The 21,453-nt window shown below is 69.7% G+C and carries 17 protein-coding genes; 10 read left to right on the top strand and 7 right to left on the bottom strand.

The features are described 5' to 3' along the window. Positions 1 to 89: 89 nt before the first annotated feature. Both ACH4YL_RS11650 and ACH4YL_RS11645 read left to right on the top strand, forming a co-directional pair. Entirely contained in the window at positions 90 to 1,643 is a 1,554-nt protein-coding gene (locus ACH4YL_RS11650; RefSeq protein ID WP_398507080.1) for a M1 family metallopeptidase, read from the top strand. 135 nt (positions 1,644 to 1,778) lie between these two features. After that, the gene (locus ACH4YL_RS11645) at positions 1,779 to 2,819 is read left to right on the top strand and encodes a LacI family DNA-binding transcriptional regulator (RefSeq protein ID WP_398507079.1); all 1,041 of its coding nucleotides are present in this window, start codon (positions 1,779 to 1,781) and stop codon (positions 2,817 to 2,819) included. Positions 2,820 to 2,851: 32 nt separating this feature from the next. On the opposite strand, the gene ACH4YL_RS11640 is transcribed toward ACH4YL_RS11645, so the two are convergent. Further along, positions 2,852 to 5,635 (bottom strand): glycosyl hydrolase, encoded by a 2,784-nt coding sequence (locus ACH4YL_RS11640; protein WP_398507078.1) that lies wholly within the window; start codon positions 5,633 to 5,635, stop codon positions 2,852 to 2,854. 250 nt (positions 5,636 to 5,885) lie between these two features. On the opposite strand from ACH4YL_RS11640, the gene ACH4YL_RS11635 reads away from it, so the two are divergent. From ACH4YL_RS11635 to ACH4YL_RS11620, 4 genes are all read left to right on the top strand, one after another. After that, positions 5,886 to 7,190 (top strand): ABC transporter substrate-binding protein, encoded by a 1,305-nt coding sequence (locus tag ACH4YL_RS11635; protein WP_398507077.1) that lies wholly within the window; start codon positions 5,886 to 5,888, stop codon positions 7,188 to 7,190. Positions 7,191 to 7,305: 115 nt separating this feature from the next. Beyond that, positions 7,306 to 8,262 (top strand): carbohydrate ABC transporter permease, encoded by a 957-nt coding sequence (locus ACH4YL_RS11630; RefSeq protein ID WP_398507076.1) that lies wholly within the window; start codon positions 7,306 to 7,308, stop codon positions 8,260 to 8,262. Continuing rightward, positions 8,259 to 9,167 carry a carbohydrate ABC transporter permease gene (locus ACH4YL_RS11625; RefSeq protein WP_398507075.1) on the top strand — a complete coding sequence of 303 codons (909 nt, stop codon included), beginning with the start codon at positions 8,259 to 8,261 and terminating at the stop codon, positions 9,165 to 9,167. Before ACH4YL_RS11630 ends, ACH4YL_RS11625 begins: the two co-directional genes overlap by 4 nt. Before the next feature lie 66 nt (positions 9,168 to 9,233). After that, complete coding sequence (locus ACH4YL_RS11620) at positions 9,234 to 10,634, top strand: GH1 family beta-glucosidase (protein WP_398507074.1); 1,401 nt, start codon at positions 9,234 to 9,236, stop codon at positions 10,632 to 10,634. Here the strand turns inward: ACH4YL_RS11620 and ACH4YL_RS11615 are convergent. From ACH4YL_RS11615 to ACH4YL_RS11605, 3 genes are all read right to left on the bottom strand, one after another. Beyond that, positions 10,606 to 11,481 (bottom strand): oxygenase MpaB family protein, encoded by an 876-nt coding sequence (locus tag ACH4YL_RS11615; RefSeq protein ID WP_398507073.1) that lies wholly within the window; start codon positions 11,479 to 11,481, stop codon positions 10,606 to 10,608. The genes ACH4YL_RS11620 and ACH4YL_RS11615 overlap by 29 nt on opposite strands. After that, positions 11,478 to 12,413 carry an ion transporter gene (locus tag ACH4YL_RS11610; RefSeq protein ID WP_398507072.1) on the bottom strand — a complete coding sequence of 312 codons (936 nt, stop codon included), beginning with the start codon at positions 12,411 to 12,413 and terminating at the stop codon, positions 11,478 to 11,480. Before ACH4YL_RS11610 ends, ACH4YL_RS11615 begins: the two co-directional genes overlap by 4 nt. 160 nt (positions 12,414 to 12,573) lie before the next feature. After that, positions 12,574 to 13,068: a hypothetical protein gene (locus ACH4YL_RS11605; RefSeq protein WP_398507071.1), complete on the bottom strand. Its 495-nt coding sequence runs from the start codon at positions 13,066 to 13,068 to the stop codon at positions 12,574 to 12,576. A gap of 174 nt (positions 13,069 to 13,242) precedes the next feature. Here ACH4YL_RS11605 and sph point away from each other — a divergent pair, with 174 nt between their 5' ends. The 3 genes from sph (at position 13,243) to ACH4YL_RS11590 (ending at position 16,462) form a co-directional block, all read left to right on the top strand. After that, positions 13,243 to 14,226 carry a sphingomyelin phosphodiesterase gene (gene sph / locus ACH4YL_RS11600; RefSeq protein WP_398507070.1) on the top strand — a complete coding sequence of 328 codons (984 nt, stop codon included), beginning with the start codon at positions 13,243 to 13,245 and terminating at the stop codon, positions 14,224 to 14,226. A gap of 78 nt (positions 14,227 to 14,304) precedes the next feature. Continuing rightward, positions 14,305 to 15,225, top strand: coding sequence for a cation diffusion facilitator family transporter (locus ACH4YL_RS11595; RefSeq protein ID WP_398507069.1), 921 nt, complete (start codon positions 14,305 to 14,307; stop codon positions 15,223 to 15,225). A gap of 169 nt (positions 15,226 to 15,394) precedes the next feature. After that, positions 15,395 to 16,462: a S1 family peptidase gene (locus ACH4YL_RS11590; RefSeq protein ID WP_398507068.1), complete on the top strand. Its 1,068-nt coding sequence runs from the start codon at positions 15,395 to 15,397 to the stop codon at positions 16,460 to 16,462. Between the two features lie 66 nt (positions 16,463 to 16,528). On the opposite strand, the gene ACH4YL_RS11585 is transcribed toward ACH4YL_RS11590, so the two are convergent. Beyond that, positions 16,529 to 17,008 (bottom strand): macro domain-containing protein, encoded by a 480-nt coding sequence (locus ACH4YL_RS11585; RefSeq protein WP_398507067.1) that lies wholly within the window; start codon positions 17,006 to 17,008, stop codon positions 16,529 to 16,531. Between the two features lie 123 nt (positions 17,009 to 17,131). On the opposite strand from ACH4YL_RS11585, the gene ACH4YL_RS11580 reads away from it, so the two are divergent. After that, positions 17,132 to 17,860 (top strand): MerR family transcriptional regulator, encoded by a 729-nt coding sequence (locus ACH4YL_RS11580; RefSeq protein ID WP_398507066.1) that lies wholly within the window; start codon positions 17,132 to 17,134, stop codon positions 17,858 to 17,860. A gap of 22 nt (positions 17,861 to 17,882) precedes the next feature. Here ACH4YL_RS11580 and ACH4YL_RS11575 read toward each other — a convergent pair whose 3' ends face one another. Beyond that, entirely contained in the window at positions 17,883 to 20,072 is a 2,190-nt protein-coding gene (locus ACH4YL_RS11575; protein WP_398507065.1) for a 3-hydroxyacyl-CoA dehydrogenase NAD-binding domain-containing protein, read from the bottom strand. A 107-nt stretch (positions 20,073 to 20,179) separates the two neighbouring features. Next, positions 20,180 to 21,394 (bottom strand): acetyl-CoA C-acetyltransferase, encoded by a 1,215-nt coding sequence (locus tag ACH4YL_RS11570; RefSeq protein WP_398507064.1) that lies wholly within the window; start codon positions 21,392 to 21,394, stop codon positions 20,180 to 20,182. Positions 21,395 to 21,453: the final 59 nt, after the last annotated feature.

Genomic DNA, 21,453 nt, shown 5'->3' with positions numbered 1-21,453 from the left:
CATGAATGGCCGAGCCTCGCTCCTGACCGCGGCCGGTCCGTCTGCATAGGCTCCAAGTGATCATCAGCCCCCCACGACTTGGAGCATCCGTGCACCGCAGACTCATCGTCCCGAGCGCACTCGCGGCCTCCCTGCTGCTGGCGATCCCGGCATCGGCCGCCGACTCGTCGCCGGGCGCACCGGGCATCGGCGATCCCTACTACCCGGCCAGCGGAAACGGCGGATACGACGTATCCCACTACGACCTCAGGCTCACCTACGAGCCCACGACAGACCTCTTGGCGGGCACGGCGACCATCCTCGCCACCACCACGCAGAATCTGAGCCGCTTCAACCTCGACTTCGGGCTGAAGGTGAGCGAGGTACGGGTCAACGGCAAGAAGGCGGCCTTCACCAACGAGGGTGACCATGAGCTGGTCGTCACTCCGGTCGCGCCGCTGGAGAAGGGCCGCGCCGTCTCGGTGGTCGTCCGCTACGCGGGCAAGCCGTCCGAGCTGAGCATCGGCGGATACACCGCCTGGCACCGCACTCCGGACGGCGGCGTCGCCGCTCAGCAGCCGGACTCGGCCGTCTGGTGGTTCCCGAGCAATGACCATCCGCTGGACAAGGCGACGTACGACATCTCCGTCTCGGTGCCCGACGGCACCCAGGCGATCAGCAACGGGGTGCTGCAGTCGCAGAGTTCGAAGCTCGGCCGGACCCGTTTCAACTGGCGCTCCAACAAGCCGCAGGCGTCGTATCTCGCCACGCTCGCCGTCGGGAAGTTCGACATCACGACGGACAGGACGGCGAGCGGGCTGCCGGTCCTGAACGCGTACAGCAAGGATCTCGGCGACAACGCGGGCGCGGCACGGGCGAGCGTCGAGCGGACCGCCGAGGTCGCCGAGTGGCTGACCGAGGTCTTCGGCCCGTATCCCTTCAACGCGCTCGGCGGCTATGTGCCGAACGTGACCAGCGGCTATGCACTGGAGACGCAGACCCGGCCGTTCTACAGCCCGCGGCAGTTCGCGAACGGCGCCAACGTCTCGGTCGTCGTCCATGAGCTGGCCCACCAGTGGTACGGCGACAGCGTCTCCGTCGACGGCTGGAAGGACATCTGGGTCAACGAGGGCTTCGCCCGCTACAGCCAGTGGCTCTGGTCGGAGAAGGAGGGCGAGGGCACGGCACAGGAGCTCGGTGACCATGTGTACGCGCAGCACCCCGCCGATGACCCCTTCTGGACGGTGAAGCCGGGCGACCCGGGTCCGGAGAACCAGTTCGACCTCGCCGTGTACGACCGGGGCGCGCTTGCCCTCCAGGCGCTGCGCAACGAGGTCGGCGACGAGGACTTCTTCGCGATCCTCAAGGGCTGGCCGGCCGAGCACGCCTACGGCAATGCCAAGGTCGGCGACTTCGTGAAGTACGCCGAGAAGATCTCCGGCAAGCCGCTCGCCGGTCTCTTCGACACCTGGCTCTACCAGCCGTCGAAGCCGGCCGCTCCGGCGGCGGCGGACGCGCGGATCGCCCGGGCCGACGTGGCGCGGGCCCAGCCCAGGTCCTGGAAGAAGATCGCCGCGACGAACTCGATCCACGATCACGGCGACGATCACGGTCACGGAAGCGGCCGCACTCCCGGGGCCGAGCACGATCACGAGCACCGCTGAGGCGGAGTGCGGGGAGCCGCCGTCCCGGCAGGGGCGGCGGCTCCCCGTCCTCCTGATGGGAGCGCTCTCAGGTGATCGCCGAGGTCCCGGATATCCTGGTCGTCCGAACAGCCGACGCAGTCGAGGAGCGCCGCCTTGCCCGAGCAGACCGCTGGGTCCCGCCCCACCCTGGAAGCCGTCGCCGCACTCGCCGGCGTCTCACGGGCCACGGCCTCCCGGGTCGTCAACGGCGGTGTGGGAGTGCGCGCACCGCTCGTCGACAAGGTGCGCCAGGCGGTCGAGGAACTGGGTTACGTGCCGAACCACGCGGCCCGCACCCTGGTCACCCGGCGCAACGGCGCGATCGCCGTGATCATCGCCGAGCCGGAGTTCAGGATCTTCTCGGACCCGTTCTTCGAGCAGCAGGTGCGCGGCATCAGCCGCGAACTGACCGCGTACGACTCGCAGCTCGTGCTGCTGTGGGTGGAGGGTCCCGGCGATCACGACCGGATAGCCCGCTATCTCGGCGGCGGCCATGTCGACGGCGCACTGGCCTTCTCGCTCCACAACGACGACGAACTGCCCTCCATCATCCGCCGGGTCAAGGTCCCGACCGTCTTCGGCGGCCGTCCCGGCTGGCCGGGCGCGACCGCCGAGCTCGCCGTGCCGTATGTCGACTGCGACAACCGCGGCGGCGCCCGGGAGGCGGTGCGCCATCTGGTCTCGCTCGGGCGTCAGCACATCGCGCACATCGCGGGCCCCCGCGACCAGACCTCGGCGCTCGACCGGATCGACGGCTACCGCGACGTACTGCTGGACGCCGACCCGGAGTTGGTCCGGCAGGGCGACTTCACCGAGGACAGGGGCGCTCGCGCGATGGCCGAGCTGCTGGATCTCCGTCCCGATCTCGACGCCGTGTTCGCCGCCAACGACCTGATGGCCTCGGGCGCGCTGCGGACGCTGCGCGAGCGAGGACTGCGGGTGCCGGAGGATGTGGCGCTGGTCGGCTTCGACGACATGTCGTCGGTCGCCGAGAAGACCGATCCGCCGTTGACGACGATCCGTCAGGACATCGAGGGCATGGGCCGGTTGATGGTGCGGCTGCTGATGCGCGTACTCAACGAAGACGAGCCGGGGGCCGGCACGCCCGCCTCGGTGATCACCCCGACCACGCTGGTGCGGCGGGCCTCGGCCTGAGAGAGGCCGGGTGCCCGCCGCACGTTACGCGCTCACTTGAAGGGGATGGTCAGCACCGAGGTGGCGGTGCCGGTCTGGAGCTTGGCCGTGCCGTTGCCGATCGCGCTCCACACCTCCAGGCGCACGGTGCCTCCCTTGAGATCGCCGAGCGTTCCGGTCGCCGCCTTCAGGCCGCGTGACTGGGCGTACTCCTCCCAGCCGGTCACCGGGTCGGTGGCGAAGTAGTGGTACGTCTCCGTCCGCTCGAAGGTCCCGTCGCCCGTGAGGTCATAGCTGATCCGTGCCTGCTGGCCGAGGCCGACCGCGGTGCCCGCGTCCAGCTGGAGACGGAACGCGGTCGCCGCGCCCGCGTCGACCGTGCCGTTGACCTGCTTGATCTCGTAGACGAGCGGCTGGTGCGGAGTGCCGTCGTAGTTGCCGCCGGCCGCCGAGGCGATCGTGTCGGCGGCCGCCGTACCGCCCGTCGCGGTGGTGAGCACGCCTCCGGTGCGCAGCTGGAAGGTGTTGCCCGTCGGCGGGTCGGGATCGGGGTCGGGATCCGGGTCTCCGCCACCGGTCCCGGTGCCGGTCGCCGTCGAGCGTGCCGGAACGGAGAGTGTCTTGCCGTCCGAGAAGGTCACCGTGCGGGCCGTGGCGCCGTAGTTGTGCGCGGCGTAGGTCCGTACCGTGCCCTTGCCGAAGACCGCGGAGCTCGGGATGTCACCGGTCACCGTCGCGTCGGGGGCGCCGAGCGCGTCGAGGGTGCTGATCCAGTGGTACGTGTGCGCCTTGGACTCGCCCTGCTCGGGGGTGTAGCCCGCGTTGCCCGCGTCCCACTTGGACTTCGCCGCCGCCGGGTCGGCGAGCGACTGGAACTCCCACAGAATGTCCCGCCACTCGACGGCCGGACCGCCGTTCTCGCGTTCCATCTCTGCGATATTGCGCCGGATTGCGGCCTTCTCGCCGCCCAGGTGCAGTGAACCGCCGGTCACCGGAAGGGCGTTGATGCCGTGGATCTCCTCGGGGTTGGCGGTCCACCACGTGGCGTACGCCCCGCCGCTGCCCCACACCATGCCGACCGTGTCATGGCCGAAGGAGGAGGGGAAGACCTGCTCGTCGGCGTCGAACCAGTACTGGGCGATCGCCTCCGATTCGGTGGTCAGCAGGTACGTGCCGAGGTCACGCAGCTCGGTGTTGCCGGTGGCCGAGCCCCAGAGGATCAGTCCCGCGCTGAGGTTGGTGGACTCCGACGACGACTCCTGGTTGTTGCCGGCGGCGAAGCCCTGGTGCCCGGAGGCCCAGCTGTGGCCGGCGTACACGTCGAAGCCGCGGAGGAAGGGGAAGGCGGTGTCGGTGCGGCTGGGGTTGGCCGCGTCCCGCACCAGGGTCTTGACCATGCCGCCCCACGCGGAGTCGGCGGCCCAGGCCTGGTCGTACTGGGCGACGATCGCGGCCGCGTAGACGTAGTAGCTGTAGTGGAAGTGGTGGTCGTTGAGCTCGGTGTCGCTGCCGTACGAGGCGGGGTAGCCGGTGAGCGTCTTCCAGTCCTTGTCGTAGGAGAACTCGTTGGCGCCTCCTGCCGTGAACCAGTCCTGGAGCTTGCCCTTCATCAGGCCGAGGAGCTTGTCACGGGTGGCCGTCTCACCGATCTGGTCGGCAAGGGGCACGAGCTGGGCGAGCTGCCCGAGCACCTTTCCGGTCCAGTAGGTGTCGGTGTAGTCCTTGAACGGGTTGGGATCGTTCGCGACCTGGTCGAGGTAGCCCTTGAGCCGGGCCGTTTCGACCGCGTTCGTCTTCGGCAGTGCGGGCAGCACGGCGGACGACTTCTGGCTGGTGGTGAAGGAGGCCGACTCGCGGACCTTCATGGTGCCGCGCGGCGAGACGTACGTGTACGGCGTGAGCGGGTCGGCGGTGTTGAGCCACTGGTGGCGGTAGAGGGCCTGGAGCGTGCCCCGTTCCGTGCCCTCCTTGGCCTCGGTGGTCAGGGCGTAGGTGGCCTGCACGGTGCCGCCGGTGTAGTTCCAGCTGACCTTGGAGCCGGTGACGAAGCTGTACGCGTACTTCTTGTAGGTCGCCAGCGCGTCGGTGGAGGGCAGCACGGCGAGCGAGAAGTAGTCCTTGGCGCCGAGACCGGCGGTCACCGTGGAGCCGGAGACCGTCCAGTCGCTGCCGGTGGGCGCGAACAGGGCGTAGTGGTGGCCCGCGACGGTGATGCCGAGGACATTGCCCTGGTCGGCGAAGACGGTGGGTGCGGCGGCGGTGGTGATCTGGGCGTTGCCGCCCGAGCCCTTGGCGTAGACGAAGGGCATGCCGTGGCCGATGGTGGTGCGCAGGGTGCGGGTGCCGTCGGACCAGTACGGGGTCACGGTCCAGTCGGACCAGTCGTCGGCCTTGGTGTCCGGTGAGTTGAGCCCGGTCAGGCCGAGCGTGAGGTCGCGCTTGTGGGCGTACTCGTACTGGCGGCCCTCGCCGACGACGGCCGGGCTCGTCGGGTAGCCGACCTCGAGTCCGCCGGCGGTGGCCTGGTAGGTGAGCGGGTGGCCGTACATGGGCGTGGAGTGCGGGTTGTCGCCGTAGCGCTGGAAGGCGAGGGAGGACCACCAGTCGTTGGTGGGGACCGGCTTGTCCTTGGCGGCTGGGGTGACCTTGGGGGTGACCGGGGCACCGGTGTTGGTGGTGGGGCCCGAGGTCCCGGCGGGGCGGGTGTCGGAGTAGCTGCCTGAGCCTACGGGGATGGTGGCGGCCGCCGCCGGAGTGGCGGCCGGGCCCAGGCCGACGACGGCCAGGGCGGTGACCAGAACCAGCGCGGCAGCTGGTCGGGTACGGGGGGCTGGCATGGACGGCACCTCGAGTCATCACGGGAAAGGGCGTCCGAGAGCGCTCTCAGATGGGTAGGAACGTAAAACTCCTGAAACATAGGTGTCAATAGATCGGACACAGGCGGCAGTTGGCGTCGAGTCCAAGCCGTTACGCCTTCGAGTCTTGACGGGACAAGCGCCTGCGGGGCACGCTCCAGTCGCATTCTTGAGAGCGCTCTCACGATCGCTCTCACGCTCCCTCGTTCACCGAAGCCAAGGGAGGCTTCCCATGCCCATCGCCCGAGCCGCCACTTCAACCGCAGTCCGCCTGGGCGCGGTTGTGCTCGCCGGGGCGCTGTTGGCCGCCTGCGGATCCGGTTCGTCGGACAGCTCGTCCGGCAGCGCGGACGGCAAGGTCACGCTCACCGTCGACCTCTTCGGATCCTTCGGCTACAAGGAGGCCGGGCTCTACGCGGAGTACGAGAAGCTCCACCCGAACGTGAAGATCAAGCAGAGCGACACCGAGGACGAGCAGGACTACTGGAAGTCGCTGCAGACCCGGCTCGCGGGCGGCGGCGGTCTCGCCGACGTCCAGGGCATCGAGGTGGGCCGGATCGCCGCCGTCACACAGCAGCAGGCCGACAAGTTCGAGGACTTGAAGAAGTACGGCGCTGACAAGCTCAAGGGCCAGTTCGCCGACGCCAAGTGGTCGGCCGCGCTCGGCAAGGAGGGCCAGGTCCTGGGCCTCGGCACGGACGTCGGCCCCGAGGCGATGTGCTACCGCACCGACCTGTTCAAGCAGGCCGGTCTGCCCACCGACCGCACCGAACTCGCCGCCAAGTGGTCGACCTGGGACGGTTATCTGGCCCTCGGCAAGGAGTTCAAGAAGAAGGCTCCGGCCAAGAGCGCCTGGCTGGACAGCGTCGGCAGCCTCTACACGATCATGGTCGGCCAGCAGAAGGAGCGCTACTACGACGCCTCCGGAAAGCTGATCTACGAGGAGAACCCGGCGATCAAGGAGGCCTGGGACGCCTCGACCGCGGCCGCCGAGGCAGGACTGAGCGCCAAGCTCGACCAGTGGTCGCCGCAGTGGAACCAGGCGTTCACCGCCGGCTCCTTCGCCACCATGCCGTGCCCGGCGTGGATGCTCGGCTACATCCGCGGCCAGGCCGGTGACGCGGGCAAGGGGAAGTGGGACATCGCCAAGCTCCCCGCCGGTGCCGGCAACTGGGGCGGCTCGTATCTCTCCATCCCGCGCGCCGCAAAGCACAAGAAGGAGGCGTACGAGCTGATCCAGTGGCTCACGGCGCCGGAGCAGCAGGCCAAGCTCTTCCAGAAGGTGGGCAACTTCCCGTCCTCCACGGGTGCCATCGCCAAGGTCGCGACGGCGACCGACCCGTACTTCTCGGGCGCGCCGATCGGCCAGATCTTCGGCGACGCCGCCAAGGCCGCGCCTGTCCAGGTCCTCGGCGTCCACGACAAGAGCGTCGCCGACCAGATCACCAACGCGCTGAGCGAGGTGGAGCGCAAGGGCACCGCGCCCGACAAGGCGTGGTCGACGGCGAAGAAGAACGTGAAGAACGCGACGGGCTGACAACGCGTCCCGCAACGCTGAGCTCCTTCAGGCCGGTCCTGATTCCCGGCCGGACCGGCCTGAAGGCCCGCACAGCCCCCGTTCCCACTCCTCGAACTCATCGAAGGGCCGCACCGTGACCCTCACCGCCACCGCGAAGCCGGTCCCGCCGCAGCCGGCGGACCGGCCGTCGGCCGTGCGCAGGACCTGGCGCACGCTCTCGCCGTACGCCTATGTCGCTCCGTTCTTCACTCTCTTCGCCGCCTTCGGGCTCTTCCCGCTGATCTACACGGCCTTCGTCTCGCTCTACCGGGTGGAGCTGCAGACGCCCGGCGACATGGAGTGGCGGGGCTTCGGCAACTACACCGCGCTCTTCGGCGACGAGATCTTCTGGACCGCGCTGCGCAACACGTTCACCATCGGCGTGCTGTCCACGGTCCCGCAGCTGGTGATGGCGCTGGGCCTGGCCCATCTGCTCAACTACCGGCTGCGCGGCCGGACTTTTCTGCGCACGGCGATGCTGCTGCCGTACGCCACATCGGTCGCCGCCGCGACGCTGGTCTTCGCCCAGCTCTTCGGCCGGGACTTCGGCCTGATCAACTATGTGTTCGGGCTTGTCGGCTTCGGTCCGGTGGACTGGCAGGCGGGCACGGTCAGTTCGCAGATCGCGGTGTCCACCATCGTGATCTGGCGCTGGACCGGCTACAACGCGCTGATCTACCTGGCGGGCATGCAGACGATCCCGAGCGAGCTGTACGAGGCCGCGGAGATGGACGGCGCCTCACGCTGGCGGCAGTTCATCCATGTGACGCTGCCGGGGCTGCGTCCGACCATCCTGTTCACCGTCGTGGTGTCGACGATCGGCGCCACCCAGCTCTTCGGTGAACCGCTGCTGTTCGAGGGATCGATCTCCGGCGGCATCTCGCACCAGTACCAGACCCTCGGTCTCTACATGTACGAGCAGGGCTGGGGCTTCTTCCATCTGGGGCGGGCCGCCGCGATCGCCTGGGTGATGTTCCTGCTGATCCTGGTGCTGGTCGGGGTCAACGCCCTGATCGCACGCCGCCGTACCCGCAAGGAGGCCGGCCGATGACCGCGCTCGCCGCACCGCCGACCGAGCCGCCCGCCACGGGCACACCGCCGGGTCCCGTGCGCCGCCGGCACAGGAACCGGGCCGGGCGCACGATGCACGGCGGAAAGCTCACCTACGCGATCCTGATCGTCGCCGTGCTGATCTCGGCGTTCCCGTTCTACTGGACGATCGTGGCAGCCAGCCGCTCCAACGCCGATCTGGCGAAGGTGCCGCCGACGCTGCTGCCCGGCCCGAACCTGATCCACAACTTCGAGGCGGTGATGGAGGAGGCCGATATCGGCAAGGCCCTCATCAACTCCCTGATCGTCTCGGGATCGATCACCGTCGGCACGGTCCTGTGCTGCACGCTCGCCGGTTTCGCCTTCGCCAAGCTGCGCTTCCGCGGCCGGGGCGCGCTGCTGGCGATCACGGTCGGCACGATGATGATCCCGCCGCAGCTCGGAGTCATCCCGCTGTTCATGCTCATCGCCGAACTGCAGTGGGTGAACCAGCTCCAGGCCGTGATCCTGCCCGGTCTGGTCTCCGCCTTCGGCGTGTTCTTCATGCGGCAGTACCTGGTGCAGTCGCTGCCCGACGAGCTGATCGAGGCGGCCCGGGTGGACGGCGCGTCCACCGCCCGGATCTTCTGGTCGATCGTGGTGCCGATCGCCCGGCCCGGCATGGCCGTGCTCGGGATGCTGACCTTCATGGCCGCGTGGAACGACTTCTTCTGGCCGATCGTCGCACTGTCCTCGCAGGAGCCGACCGTGCAGGTCGCGCTGCGCCAGCTCGGCGGCGGATACGTCAACGACCAGTCCGTGATCATGGCCGGCACCCTGCTCGGGACGCTGCCGGTGCTGCTGGTCTTCGGACTGCTCGGCCGGCAGATCGTCGGCGGCATCATGCAGGGCGCCGTCAAGGGCTGAACCCCTCTCCGTACACCCGCTCGCCGCTCCGCCTCCCCCCACCTCACATCCTGGGAGTTCCCTTTCATGACCGCTGTCGACGCACGCCCCGAGACGACGACGATGCTGCGGTTCCCGGCCGGATTCCGCTGGGGCACCGCCACCGCTGCGTACCAGATCGAGGGTGCCGCCGCCGAGGACGGCCGTACGCCGTCCATCTGGGACACCTTCAGCCGGACACCGGGCAAGGTGCGCAACGGCGACACCGGCGACATCGCCGCCGACCACTACCACCGGATGCGCGAGGACGTCGCGCTGCTGAAGCGGCTCGGAGTCACCGACTACCGGTTCTCGGTGGCGTGGCCCCGGGTGCAGCCGACCGGCCGCGGACCGGCCGTGCAGAAGGGCCTCGACTTCTACCGGCGGCTCACCGACGAGCTGCTGTCCGCCGGCATCCGGCCGGTCGCCACGCTCTACCACTGGGACCTGCCGCAGGAGTTGGAGGACGCGGGCGGCTGGCCGCAGCGCGAGACGGCACAGCGTTTCGGCGACTACGCCGGGATCATGGCGGACGCGCTCGGCGACCGGGTGGCGACCTGGACCACGCTCAACGAGCCGTGGTGCGCCGCGTTTCTGGGCTACGGCAACGGTGTGCACGCGCCCGGGCGCACCAGCGCGAACGCCTCACTGCGCGCCGCCCATCACTTCAATCTGGCGCACGGCTGGGCCGCGCAGCTGCTGCACACCGTCCTGCCGTCCACGTCGGAGATCTCGCTGACGCTGAATCTGCACGCGGTGCGCCCGCACTCGCCGTCCGCGGCGGACATCGACGCGGTGCGCCGGATCGACGCGGTCGGCAACCGCATCTTCCTCGATCCGGTCTTCCACGGCCGGCTGCCGCAGGACCTGGTCCGCGACACCTCGTCGGTGACGGACTGGTCGTTCGTCCAGGACGGCGATCTCGAAGCGATCTCGACACCGATCGACTGGCTGGGCATCAACTACTACTCCCCCAGCGTCGTCGCGGCGGGCTCGTCCGAGTCGCCCTCGCCGTGGGCCGGCGCCGAGGAGCATGTACGGTTCCTGCCCGCGCCCGGGCCGCGGACAGCGATGGACTGGCCGGTCGACGCCGACGGGCTGTACGAGCTGCTGACCCGGCTGCGCGACGATCTGCCGGGCGTACCGCTGGTGATCACCGAGAACGGCGCGGCGTACGACGACTACGCCAACCCGTCGGGCGAGGTCAACGACCCGGAGCGGGTGGCCTATCTGCAGTCTCATCTCACCGCCGTGCACCGGGCGATCGACGCGGGCGCGGATGTGCGCGGCTACTTCCTCTGGTCGCTGCTGGACAACTTCGAGTGGGCGTACGGCTACAGCAAGCGCTTCGGCATCGTCCATGTCGACTTCGCGACCCAGCGCCGCACGTTCAAGGACAGTGCACGGTGGTACGCGGATGTCATCGCGCGAGGCGGCCTGACCGGCTGAGTCCGGCGGCCCTGCGGGCCTTGCGCGCGAGCGGGAGATAGCGGAGTCGCTCGGGAAGCACGGGCACCACGGCCCGTACGACCCGGGCGAATCTGCGCAGCGTCCGTTCCTGCTCGTCGGTCCACTCCAGGCCCATCGCCTCGCGCGCCTCGGGCGGCATCAGCCCGATGGTGAGGAAACGGCGCAGGCGCACAAAGGGCGGCAGCAGCACCGGCCAGGCCGCTCTCAGCAACAGCCTGGCCGGTTCCGGGCCGACGTCGGGCGGCGGCACCGGAGCGTCGGTGGCGATCAGTTCGCGTACGACGGCGGTCTGTTCCACCTCGTCGGCGAGCACCTTGCGGAAGTACGGCCAGAACTCCTCGATCGTCTGCGGCATGTCCCGGTCGTGGATGCCGAGGACCCGCCCGACCTGGAGCCACTCCGCGTACAACTGCCGTTCCTGCGCCTCGGTGAGCGGTCGCGCCAGATAGCGCAGCCCGTGCTGGTAGACCGGGAAGCCGGTGGCATGGACCCAGGAGTAGCAGTGCGGGCTGAGGGCGTGATAGCCGCGGCCGTGGGCGTCGGTGCCCTGGATGGACTTGTGGAGCTCGCGCAGCCTGCGTCCCTCCGCGACTGCCGCGTCGCCGCCGTACACCCAGGTCTGGAGCGAGCGGATCGAGCGCTCTCCGCGGCCCCAGGGGTCGGTGCGGAAGACGGAGTGCTCGTCGACGCCGGCGCCCACGGCCGGGTGGGCGACCTGGAGGGTGAGGGCGGCGGGCAGCATCAGCAGGGCGCGGATGTCGCCGGCGACCGTCCACAGCACACCGCCGGGCGGTGGTGGTACGGGGTCCGCGGCGGCCCTGGTCATGGGGTGCTCCCAGCGGCTCGGTTCATGGTCATTGTAGCTTTGTCGCCTTTTCGCGGCTCTCCCTCCGGCTGGGGCGGGACCTGGACCAGCAGGCGCTCCAGGTCCTCCAGTCCGGCGCGGGCGGCGGCGATACGGTCCCGCAGCTCCTCGGCGACGGCGGGAGCGGGCTTCGGGGGCTCGGGCCTCTTGCGCTGCTCGTCCAGCTCACGGGCCTGTTCGAGCGAGTTGATGACCACGCCGATCAGCAGATTGACCAGCAGGAAGGAGGTGAGGAGCACATACGAGGCGTAGTAGAGGACCGACCACGGCGAGATCTCGAGTCCCGCGTGGATGGCGTCGCCGAGTCCGTCGAGCGTCATCAGGACGAAGAGCGTGATCGCGGCGCGGCCGAGCGAGCCGTAGTGCTCGGGGTCGGCGGAGGAGAAGCAGGCCCAGCCGAGCATCGCGTACAGATAGAGCAGCAGCGTGCCGACGAGCAGAAAGCTCACCGCTCCCGGAATGCTCTTGCCGATGGCCGTGACGATGATGCGCAATTGCGGCAGAAAGCGTGCGGTGCGAATGACCCGGGCCAGTCTCAGCAGCCGCAGAATCGTGGTGTTCTCCTTCACGAACGGCAGGAACGCGCAGAGCACGACCGCCATGTCGAAGATGTTCCACGGATTGCGGAAGAACTCGGCGGGGCTGTCCGCATGGGCGAGGGCACGCAGCGCGATCTCGACGGTGAACACTCCGAGGAGGAGATGCTCCAGGAGTTTCAGCTCGGCCTGCCAGCGGTCCGTGAAGCCGGCGTATGTCTCGGCCCCGAGCAGCGTCGCGTTGACCGCAATGGCGCAGACGGCGACCACCGAGAACCAGTCCGCCTCCGTCAATCTGCGTGCGTGCCGCGCCAGCTGTCGTCGTCCGTCTTCTGCGACTGCGGTGCCAAGGCCCATTCGATTCCGCACCTGTCCCCACCTGGATGTGTCTTTCGGCTGTGAAGTCAGCCAGCCTTGCGCACGCATATCCGTGTCGCGCGCGGCGCACACCCAGGAGTTCGACAAGCCCACCCGGAGAGGGACTCAGGCGCACATATGTCTTGTGGGGGAATTGATCTCAGTCGGTGGTGCGGGATCCGTCGGCGGGAGCGCTGACGGGCTCGCCGAGAATCCGCTCGGCCAGCGCGCGTGCCCAGATGTCGACGTCGTCGCGGAGTTCCGCCTCGGCCACGGTCCGTTCGGCCTCGATGGAGGCGGCCCCTTCGGCGAGAATCCGCTCGCGCTCGCGCAGGCCCTCCGCGCGGGCGGCCACGATCAGCGTCGTGCCCTCCTCGTGCGCCCGCTGGCGCGTGTGCGCGGCGTCGTGGCGGGCCTCGGCGAGCACGGCCTCCCACTGGGCACGGATCTCTTCGGCCTGGTCGCGGAGCTGCTCGGCCTCGTAGGCGACGCCCTGGGTCTTCTGCTCGCGCTGCTGGATGATGCGGGCCGCCCGCGGCAGGATGCGCCACGCCATCACGGCGTAGACGATCCCGAACGACAGGAACCCGATGATGAGGCCCCATCCGGTCGGGTTGAGCGGGCCGATGTCGATGGGAATCAAGTCATCGTTCATGGGCGGAAAACTACCCGAACCGTACGTCGGCGGGGACCACTGAGCGCGCCGCAGAGTTGTTGTGATTGTGCCCCCGCGTAAAGAAAGTGGGCACCGAGTCATTACCAGGTGGTAACTGCGGCTGCTTTGATGTGCGTCGCTCCTCCCCCACCCCTCACCGACTCGGGAGTCTTCGTGCCCCAATCCGCGCTCCGCCGCATACCCGGCGCAGCCCTGTCCACGGCGCTCGCCGCAGCCGTCCTCACCGGGACCGCTCCGTCCGCCGCCGCCGCGGACGCGACGCCGCGCCTGAAGGTGCTGACGTACAACGCCTTTCTCTTCAGCAAGACGCTGTACCCCAACTGGGGCCAGGACCACCGGGCCGGGGCCATCCCCGCGACCTCGTTCTTCCAGGGCAATGACGTCGTGGTGCTCCAGGAGGCCTTCGACAACTCCTCGTCGGACGCGCTGAAGCAGAACGCCGCCGCCCAGTACCCGTACCAGACGCCGGTGATGGGGCGCAGCAAGAGCGGCTGGGACGCGACGGGCGGCGCGTACTCCGCGACCACTCCGGAGGACGGCGGCGTCACGGTCCTCAGCAAGTGGCCGATCGTGCGCAAGGAGCAGTACGTCTACAAGGACGCCTGCGGTGCGGACTGGTGGTCCAACAAGGGCTTCGTCTACGCGGTGCTCAATGTGAACGGCGCGAAGGTGCACGTGGTGGGCACACACGCGCAGTCCACGGACCCCGGCTGCGACGCCGGCGAGGCGGCGCGGATGCGGAGCCTTCAGTTCAAGGCGATCGACGCCTTCCTGGACGCGAAGAACATTCCGGCATCCGAACAGGTCCTGGTCGCGGGCGACTTCAATGTCGACTCGCGTACGCCGGAGTACGCGACGATGCTCGCCGACGGCTCTCTCGTCGGGGCCGACGCACGAACCGGGCACCCGTACTCCTTCGACACCGAGCAGAACTCCATCGCGGCCGACCGCTACCCGTACGACCCGCGCGAGGACCTGGACTACGTCCTGCACCGGGCCGGGCACGCGAAGCCCGCCGGCTGGACGAACCAGGTGATCAAGGAGCAGAGCGCGCCCTGGACCGTGAGCAGTTGGGGCACGGACTACACCTACACCAATCTGAGCGACCACTATCCGGTGATCGCCTCCGGTCAGTAGTCGCAAGCCCTTCGCAGCTGGTCAGGGGCCGCTTCTCGGCAGTGGCTGCAAGGGAATCGGTGTGTCACGGTGGTGGCCATGACGGGTCCCGCGCACGTTCATGGCCATCACCATCACCACCATCACGAGCGCCTCGACCCGGCGCTCGAAGGGTCCGCCGAGGGGCTGCGGACCCTGTGGTTCAGCTTTGGCGTGCTCGCCGCCACGACCGCCGTCCAGGCGGTGATCGCGACCGTGTCCGGCTCGGTCGCGCTGCTCGGCGACACGGTGCACAACGCCGCCGACGCCCTCACCGCGGTGCCGCTCGCCTTCGCCTTCGTCCTCGGCAGGCGAGCGGCCACCCGGCGCTACACCTACGGCTTCGGCCGGGCCGAGGATCTGGCGGGCGTCTTCGTGGTGCTGGTGATCGCCGCGTCCGCGGTCTTCGCCGGGTACGAGGCGCTGCGGCGGCTGTTCGAGCCGCAGGATGTCAGCCATCTGGCGGCGGTGGCGGCCGCGGGGCTGGTGGGTTTCGCCGGGAACGAGTGGGTGGCCCAGGCGCGCATCCGCACCGGCCGAAGGATCGGATCGGCCGCGCTGGTGGCCGACGGGCTGCACGCACGCAGCGACGGTTTCACCTCACTGGCCGTACTGCTGGGCGCGGGCGGCGCCGCACTCGGATGGCGGTGGGCCGATCCGCTGGTGGGGCTCGCGATCACCGGCGCGATCGCGCTGGTGCTGCGCGGCGCGGCGCGCGAGGTCTGGCACCGGCTGATGGACGCGGTGGATCCGGCGCTGGTCGATGCGGCGGAGCACGCGCTCTCCCAGGTGGAGGGCGTACGGGCCGTGTCGGACCTGCGGATGCGCTGGCTCGGGCACGCGCTGAGGGCCGAGACCTCGATCGTGGTGGACCCGGCGCTGACGGTGGCTCAGGCGCATGCGGTGGCGGTCGCGGCGGAGCACGCGCTGGTGCACCGGGTGCGCAGGCTGACCGCGGCGACGGTGCAGATCCAACCCTGACGCGGCTGCGCCGAGGGGGCTTTGGGGTTCCCGCGCACCCTTGTGTTGGATGACAGGGCCATGCCACATTGAATCCGCACTCAGGACTGGTCCAGTCCACCCTGCTTCTCGCACGCCCCCCACTTCACGGTCATCCCCACCGCGGACTCGTACGAAGGAGAAGCCCCCCATGAGACGCACGCTCAGCGCGCGCATCTGCCTTTCCGTACTGATCACCCTGCCCGCCGTCGGGCTCGGCACCGGCACCGCAGGGGCCGCCGCCGCCCCGGACCCCGAGCCCGGCATCACCGCGTCTGCGACGCAGTACGCGCTCGACACGACGCTCGAGCGCACGCTCGGCGACCACGGCGCCGGGTCCTACCTCGACGCCGAGACCGGCGAACTGGTCGTCGCCGTCACCGACTCGGCCGCCGCCGACCAGGTGCGCGCCGCAGGCGCCCGCGCGGAAATCGTTCAGCGCAGCACGGCCGAGCTCGAATCCGTCATAGGCGTCCTGGAGAGCAAGGCGAAGATCACCGGCACGTCGTGGGGCATCGACCCCTCGACGAACCAGGTCGCCATCGAGGCCGACCAGTCGGTCTCCGCACGGTCCATGGCACGCCTGCAGAAGGTCGCCAAGAGCCTCGGCGACGCGGTGCGCATCAAGCGCGTGCCCGGCGTCTTCACCAAGGAGGTCGCTGGCGGCGACGCGATCTACGGCGGCGGCTTCCGCTGCTCGGCGGCCTTCAACGTCTCGAAGGGCACGGCCCGTTACTTCGTGACCGCGGGCCACTGCACCAACGCGGCGGCCAGCTGGTCGGCGACGTCCGGCGGCGCGTCCATCGGCACCCGCGAGGGCACCAGCTTCCCGACCAACGACTACGGCATCGTCCGCTACTCGGGCGGCGCCCAGCCCGCCGGGAACGTGAACCTGTACAACGGCAGCTACCGGGACATCACGTCCGCCGCCGACGCGATCGTGGGCCAGGCCATCCAGAAGAGCGGCTCCACGACGAAGGTGACGAGCGGCTCGGTCACGGCCGTGAACGTCACCGTGAACTACGGCGACGGCCCGGTCTACAACATGGTCCGCACCACCGCCTGCTCGGCCGGCGGCGACAGCGGCGGCGCCCACTTCGCCGGCTCGACGGCGCTGGGCATCCACTCGGGCAGCTCCGGCTGCACGGGCACCAACGGCTCGGCGATCCACCAGCCGGTCCGCGAAGCGCTGACGGCGTACGGCGTGGCCGTGTACTGACGCACTCGCCCGCACGGAGGGCGTGCCCGCTCGGCGGCGGGCACGCCCTCCGCGCCGTCCACGGCGTCACCCGTCGTGGTCGTACACGGTGACGTCGATCCCGGTCGCCGCCAGCCGCCCGGCTATGAGCGGCTCGACCCGCGACCATTTCCCGCCGGCCAGCCCGCACCCGATCCGCGGGATATGAACGGACGCGCCGAGCTCGGCCGCCTTCTCCGCCACCTGGCCGAGCGCCGCGCCAATCGCCTCGTACCGGACGGGAACCCCTTTGCTGCCGGTCCGGATCCCCCGCTGGCCCACCATGTTCGCCACCCACAGATCCCGCCCCACCTGGACGTACTGGACGGCGCCGAGACCGAAGTCGTTGCCCGCGCGCTCGCGGTGCCAGCGGCGGTAGGCCGCCTCCGGCTCCGCCCAGCGCCGCGATATCGCCACAACGAAGCCCTTGCCCCAGCCGCCCAGGTCGTTGCAGACATGCGCGATCAGCTTCACGCCCCTGCCCTGCGGCGCGGTGGCGTCCCCCCGGATGTACCTGATCTCGGACATGCGTTCAGCGTACGAAGCACCACTGACAATCCGTCCCGCCGACTTTCACAACAATGGTGAGACAGCAATACTGTTGCACCGCAGGACGATCAGTCGCGGGCGGCAGGAAGCGAGGCGGCGGGCATGGGGAGCGGGATCGAGGACGCGACGCTCACTGTCGACGAGTTGGCCGCGCGTGCCGGGGTGACCGTGCGGACCATCCGGTTCTACGGGACCCGCGGGCTGCTGCCGCCGCCCGCCATCGGGCCCCGGCGCGTCGGGCACTACGGGCCCAGTCATCTCTCGCGGCTCGCCCTCATCGAGGAGCTTCAGCACCAGGGCATGACGCTGGCCGCCATCGAGCGCTATCTGGAGCAGCTGCCGGACGACCTGAGCGCGCACGACCTCGCGATCCACCGTGCCCTGGTCGCCTCCTGGGCGCCGGACTCGGCCGAGGAGGCCGGGCGCGGTGAGTTGGAGCGGCGGGCCGGGCGGGGACTGAGCGAGGAGGACATCGAGCGGCTGGTGGCGATGGACGTCGTGCAGCGCGCGGAGGAACCGGACACCTACCGGGTCGATCCGGGGCTGCTGCGGCTCGGCGTACAGCTGCTGGACGTACCGATCGCGCACGAGACGATCCTCGCCGCCCGCACCGTCCTGGTGGAGCACACCCGCTCGGCGGCGCACGAGCTCACCCGGCTGTTCCGGGACGAGGTGTGGAATCCGTACCGCGAGCGGGAGTCGGACCCGGAGCATGTGGCGGCCATGAAGTCGCTCTCCGCCCACATGCAGCCGCTCGTGGTCCAGGCGCTGGTCACCGCGTTTCAGCGGTCGCTGAGGGAGGAGCTGCGGGCCGCGTTCACCGCCGAGTGAGCCGCGGCCCGCACGCAGCGCGTCAGTCCGTGCGGTCCGCCAGGTCCGTGAACGTCTCGCCGCTCTCCGCCTTCTCGACCAGCAGCGCCGGCGGGTTGAACCGCTCCCCGTAGCGCTCCGCCAGCTCCCGTGCCCGCGCCACGAAGCCCGGCAGCCCGCCCTCGTACCCGTTGATGTACTGCAGCACGCCGCCGGTCCAGGCCGGGAAGCCGATCCCCATGATCGAGCCGATGTTGGCGTCGGCGACCGACGTCAGCACCTTCTCCTCCAGGCAGCGCACCGAGTCCAGCGCTTCCGAGAAGAGCATCCGCTCCTTCATGTCCTCGAACGGGATCTCCACGTCCGGCTTGGCGAAGTGCTCGCGCAGGCCCGGCCAGAGCCTGGTCCGCTTGCCGTCGTCGCCGTACTCGTAGAAGCCCGCCCCGCCGCTGCGGCCCGGGCGACCGAACTCGTCGACCATGCGGTCGATCACCGCGTCCGCCGGGTGTGCGACCCAGCTGCCGCCGCCCTCCTCGACCGCGCGCCGCGTCTCGTTGCGGATCTTGCGCGGCAGTGTGAGCGTCAGCTCGTCCATCAGTGAGAGCACCTTGGCCGGGTACCCGGCCTGCGCGGCGGCCTGCTCGATCGACGCCGGCTCGGCGCCCTCGCCGACCATCGCCACACCCTCGTTGATGAACTGGCCGATCACCCGCGAGGTGAAGAAGCCGCGCGAGTCGTTGACCACGATCGGCGTCTTGTTGATCTGACGGACCAGGTCGAACGCACGGGCCAGCGCCTCGTTCCCGGTGCGCTCGCCCTTGATGATCTCGACCAGCGGCATCTTGTCGACCGGCGAGAAGAAGTGCAGTCCGATGAAGTCCTCGGCACGTTCGACTCCCTCTGCCAGCACGGTGATCGGCAGGGTCGACGTGTTGGAGCAGAGCAGCGCGTCCGGCTCGACGACGTCCTGGATCTCCTGGAACACCTTGTGCTTGAGCGAGGTGTCCTCGAAGACCGCCTCGATCACGGCGTCGCAGCCCGCGAGGTCCGCGGGGTCACCGGTCGGCGTGATCCGCGCGAGCAGCGCGTCGCGCTTGGCCTCGGTCGTACGGCCCCGGGAGAGCGCCTTGGCGAGCAGCTTCTCGGAGTACGCCTTGCCCTGCTGGGCCGCCTCCGCGGTCACGTCCTTGAGGACGACGTCGATACCGGCGCGGGCGCAGGAGTACGCGATGCCCGCGCCCATCATCCCGGCGCCGAGCACGGCGACCTTGCGGACCGGCCGCGGCTCGATGCCCTTCGGCCGGCTGGCTCCGGAGTTGACCGCCTGGAGGTCGAAGAAGAACGCCTGGATCATGTTCTTGGCGATCTGCCCGGTGACCAGCTCGGTGAAGTACCGGGCCTCGATGGTCAGCGCGGTCTCGAAGTCGACCTGCGAACCCTCGACGGCCGCGGCGAGGATATTCCGCGGCGCGGGATACGGGGCGCCCGCCGTCTGCTTCTTGAGATTGGCCGGGAAGGCGGGCAGGTTGGCGGCGAAGCGCGGGTTGGAGGGCGTGCCGCCGGGGATCTTGTAGCCCTTGACGTCCCAGGGCTGCTGGGACTCGGGGTTGGCGTCGATGAAGGCGCGCGCCTTGGCGAGCATCTCCTCGGGCGTGGCGGCGACTTCGTGGACGAGACCGTTCTCCAGCGCGCGCTGCGGCGAGTACTGCGTGCCCTGGAGGAGCACCTTCAGCAGCGCGTCGGCGATGCCCATCAGCCGTACGGTACGGGTGACACCGCCGCCCGCGGGCAGCAGACCGAGCGTGACCTCGGGCAGGCCGATCTTGGAGCCGGGCGCGTCGAGCGCGATGCGGTGGTGGCTGGCGAGCGCGATCTCGTAACCGCCGCCGAGCGCCGCGCCGTTGATCGCCGCGACGACGGGCTTGCCGAGGGCCTCGATACGGCGCAGGGAGTTCTTGATGGCCGTACCGGTGTCGAAGGCCTGCTGCGCCTGCTCGGGACCGACCTTGATCATGTCCTTCAGGTCGCCGCCCGCGAAGAAGGTCTTCTTGGCGGAGGTGTAGACGATGCCGCGGATCGAGTCCTTCTCGGCCTCGGCGCGGTCGGCGATCGCCGCGATCGAGTCCTTGAAGGCCTGGTTCATGGTGTTCGCGGACTGGTTGGGGTCGTCGAGGACGAGGGTGACGATCCCCGTCTCGTCCTGCTCCCAGCGGATGGTGGTGCTCTCGGTCATTGCAAAGTCTCCTGAGGGTGTGGTGAGGACGCGGACGGACCTGTCGCGGGGCGACGGTCATGACGCCTGCGTCCACGCGGCTGCGCGCGGTGGCCTGCGGACACGACCTAGACGCGCTCGACGATCGTGGCGATGCCCATTCCGCCGCCGACGCACAGCGTGGCAAGGCCGTACCGCTTGTCCTGGCGCTCCAGTTCGTCGACGAGCGTGCCGAGGATCATCGCGCCCGTCGCGCCCAGCGGGTGGCCCATGGCGATCGCGCCGCCATTGACGTTGATCTTGTCGAGCGAGAGGTCCAGATCGCGGGCGAAACGCAGCACGACACCGGCGAACGCCTCGTTGATCTCGACGAGATCGATGTCGCCGACGGTCAGTCCAGCCTTGGCGAGCGCCTTGCGCGTGGCGGGCGCGGGCCCGGTGAGCATGATGGTCGGCTCGGAGCCGGAGACCGCGACGGAGACGATCCGGGCGCGCGGCGTCAACCCGTACCGCTCGCCGACCTCCTTGCTGCCGATGGCGACGAGAGCCGCGCCGTCGACGATGCCGGAGGAGTTGCCCGCGTGGTGGACGTGGTCGATCTTCTCCACCCAGTGGTACTTCTGCAGCGCCACCGCGTCGAAGCCGCCCATGTCGCCGATGCCCGCGAAGGACGGCTTGAGGGCGGCGAGCGAATCGGCGGTGGTGCCGGGGCGCATGTGCTCGTCCTGATCGAGGACGACGAGACCGTTGCGGTCGCGGACGGGCACGACGGAGCGCTCGAAGCGGCCGTCCTTCCAGGCCGCTGCCGCCCGCTCCTGCGAGAGCGCGGCGTACTCGTCGACATCGCGGCGGCTGAAGCCCTCGATGGTGGCGATCAGGTCCGCGCCGATGCCCTGCGGTACGAAGCCGGTGTCGAAGTTGGTCATCGGGTCGGCGAACCACGCGCCGCCGTCGGAGGCCATCGGCACCCTCGACATCGACTCGACGCCGCCGGCCAGCACCAGGTCCTCCCACCCGGAACGGACCTTCATGGCCGCCATGTTGACGGCCTCCAGGCCCGAGGCACAGAAGCGGTTCTCCTGCACGCCCGCGACGGTGTCCGGCAGCCCGGCGGCGATCGCCGAGATACGGGCGATGTCGGAGCCCTGGTCGCCGACCGGGCCGACGACGCCGAGCACGATGTCGTCGATCGCGGCCGGGTCGAGCCCCGGGAAGCGGCTGCGGATTTCGTGGATCAGGCCGACCACGAGGTCGATCGGCTTGGTGCCGTGCAGCGCGCCATTGGCCTTGCCGCGCCCGCGCGGGGTGCGGATCGCGTCGTACACAAACGCTTCGGTACTCAAGACAGCAGCCTTTCGAGGGTGAAGAAGTGCGGGGTCAGGCAGAAGGTTCGGAGAGGGGG

Source organism: Streptomyces sp. NPDC020681, from assembly GCF_044334895.1.
Classification (GTDB): Bacteria; Actinomycetota; Actinomycetes; order Streptomycetales; family Streptomycetaceae; genus Streptomyces.
Note: the sequence above shows the minus strand (reverse complement) of the source record. Positions and strands in the feature narration are given on the sequence as shown.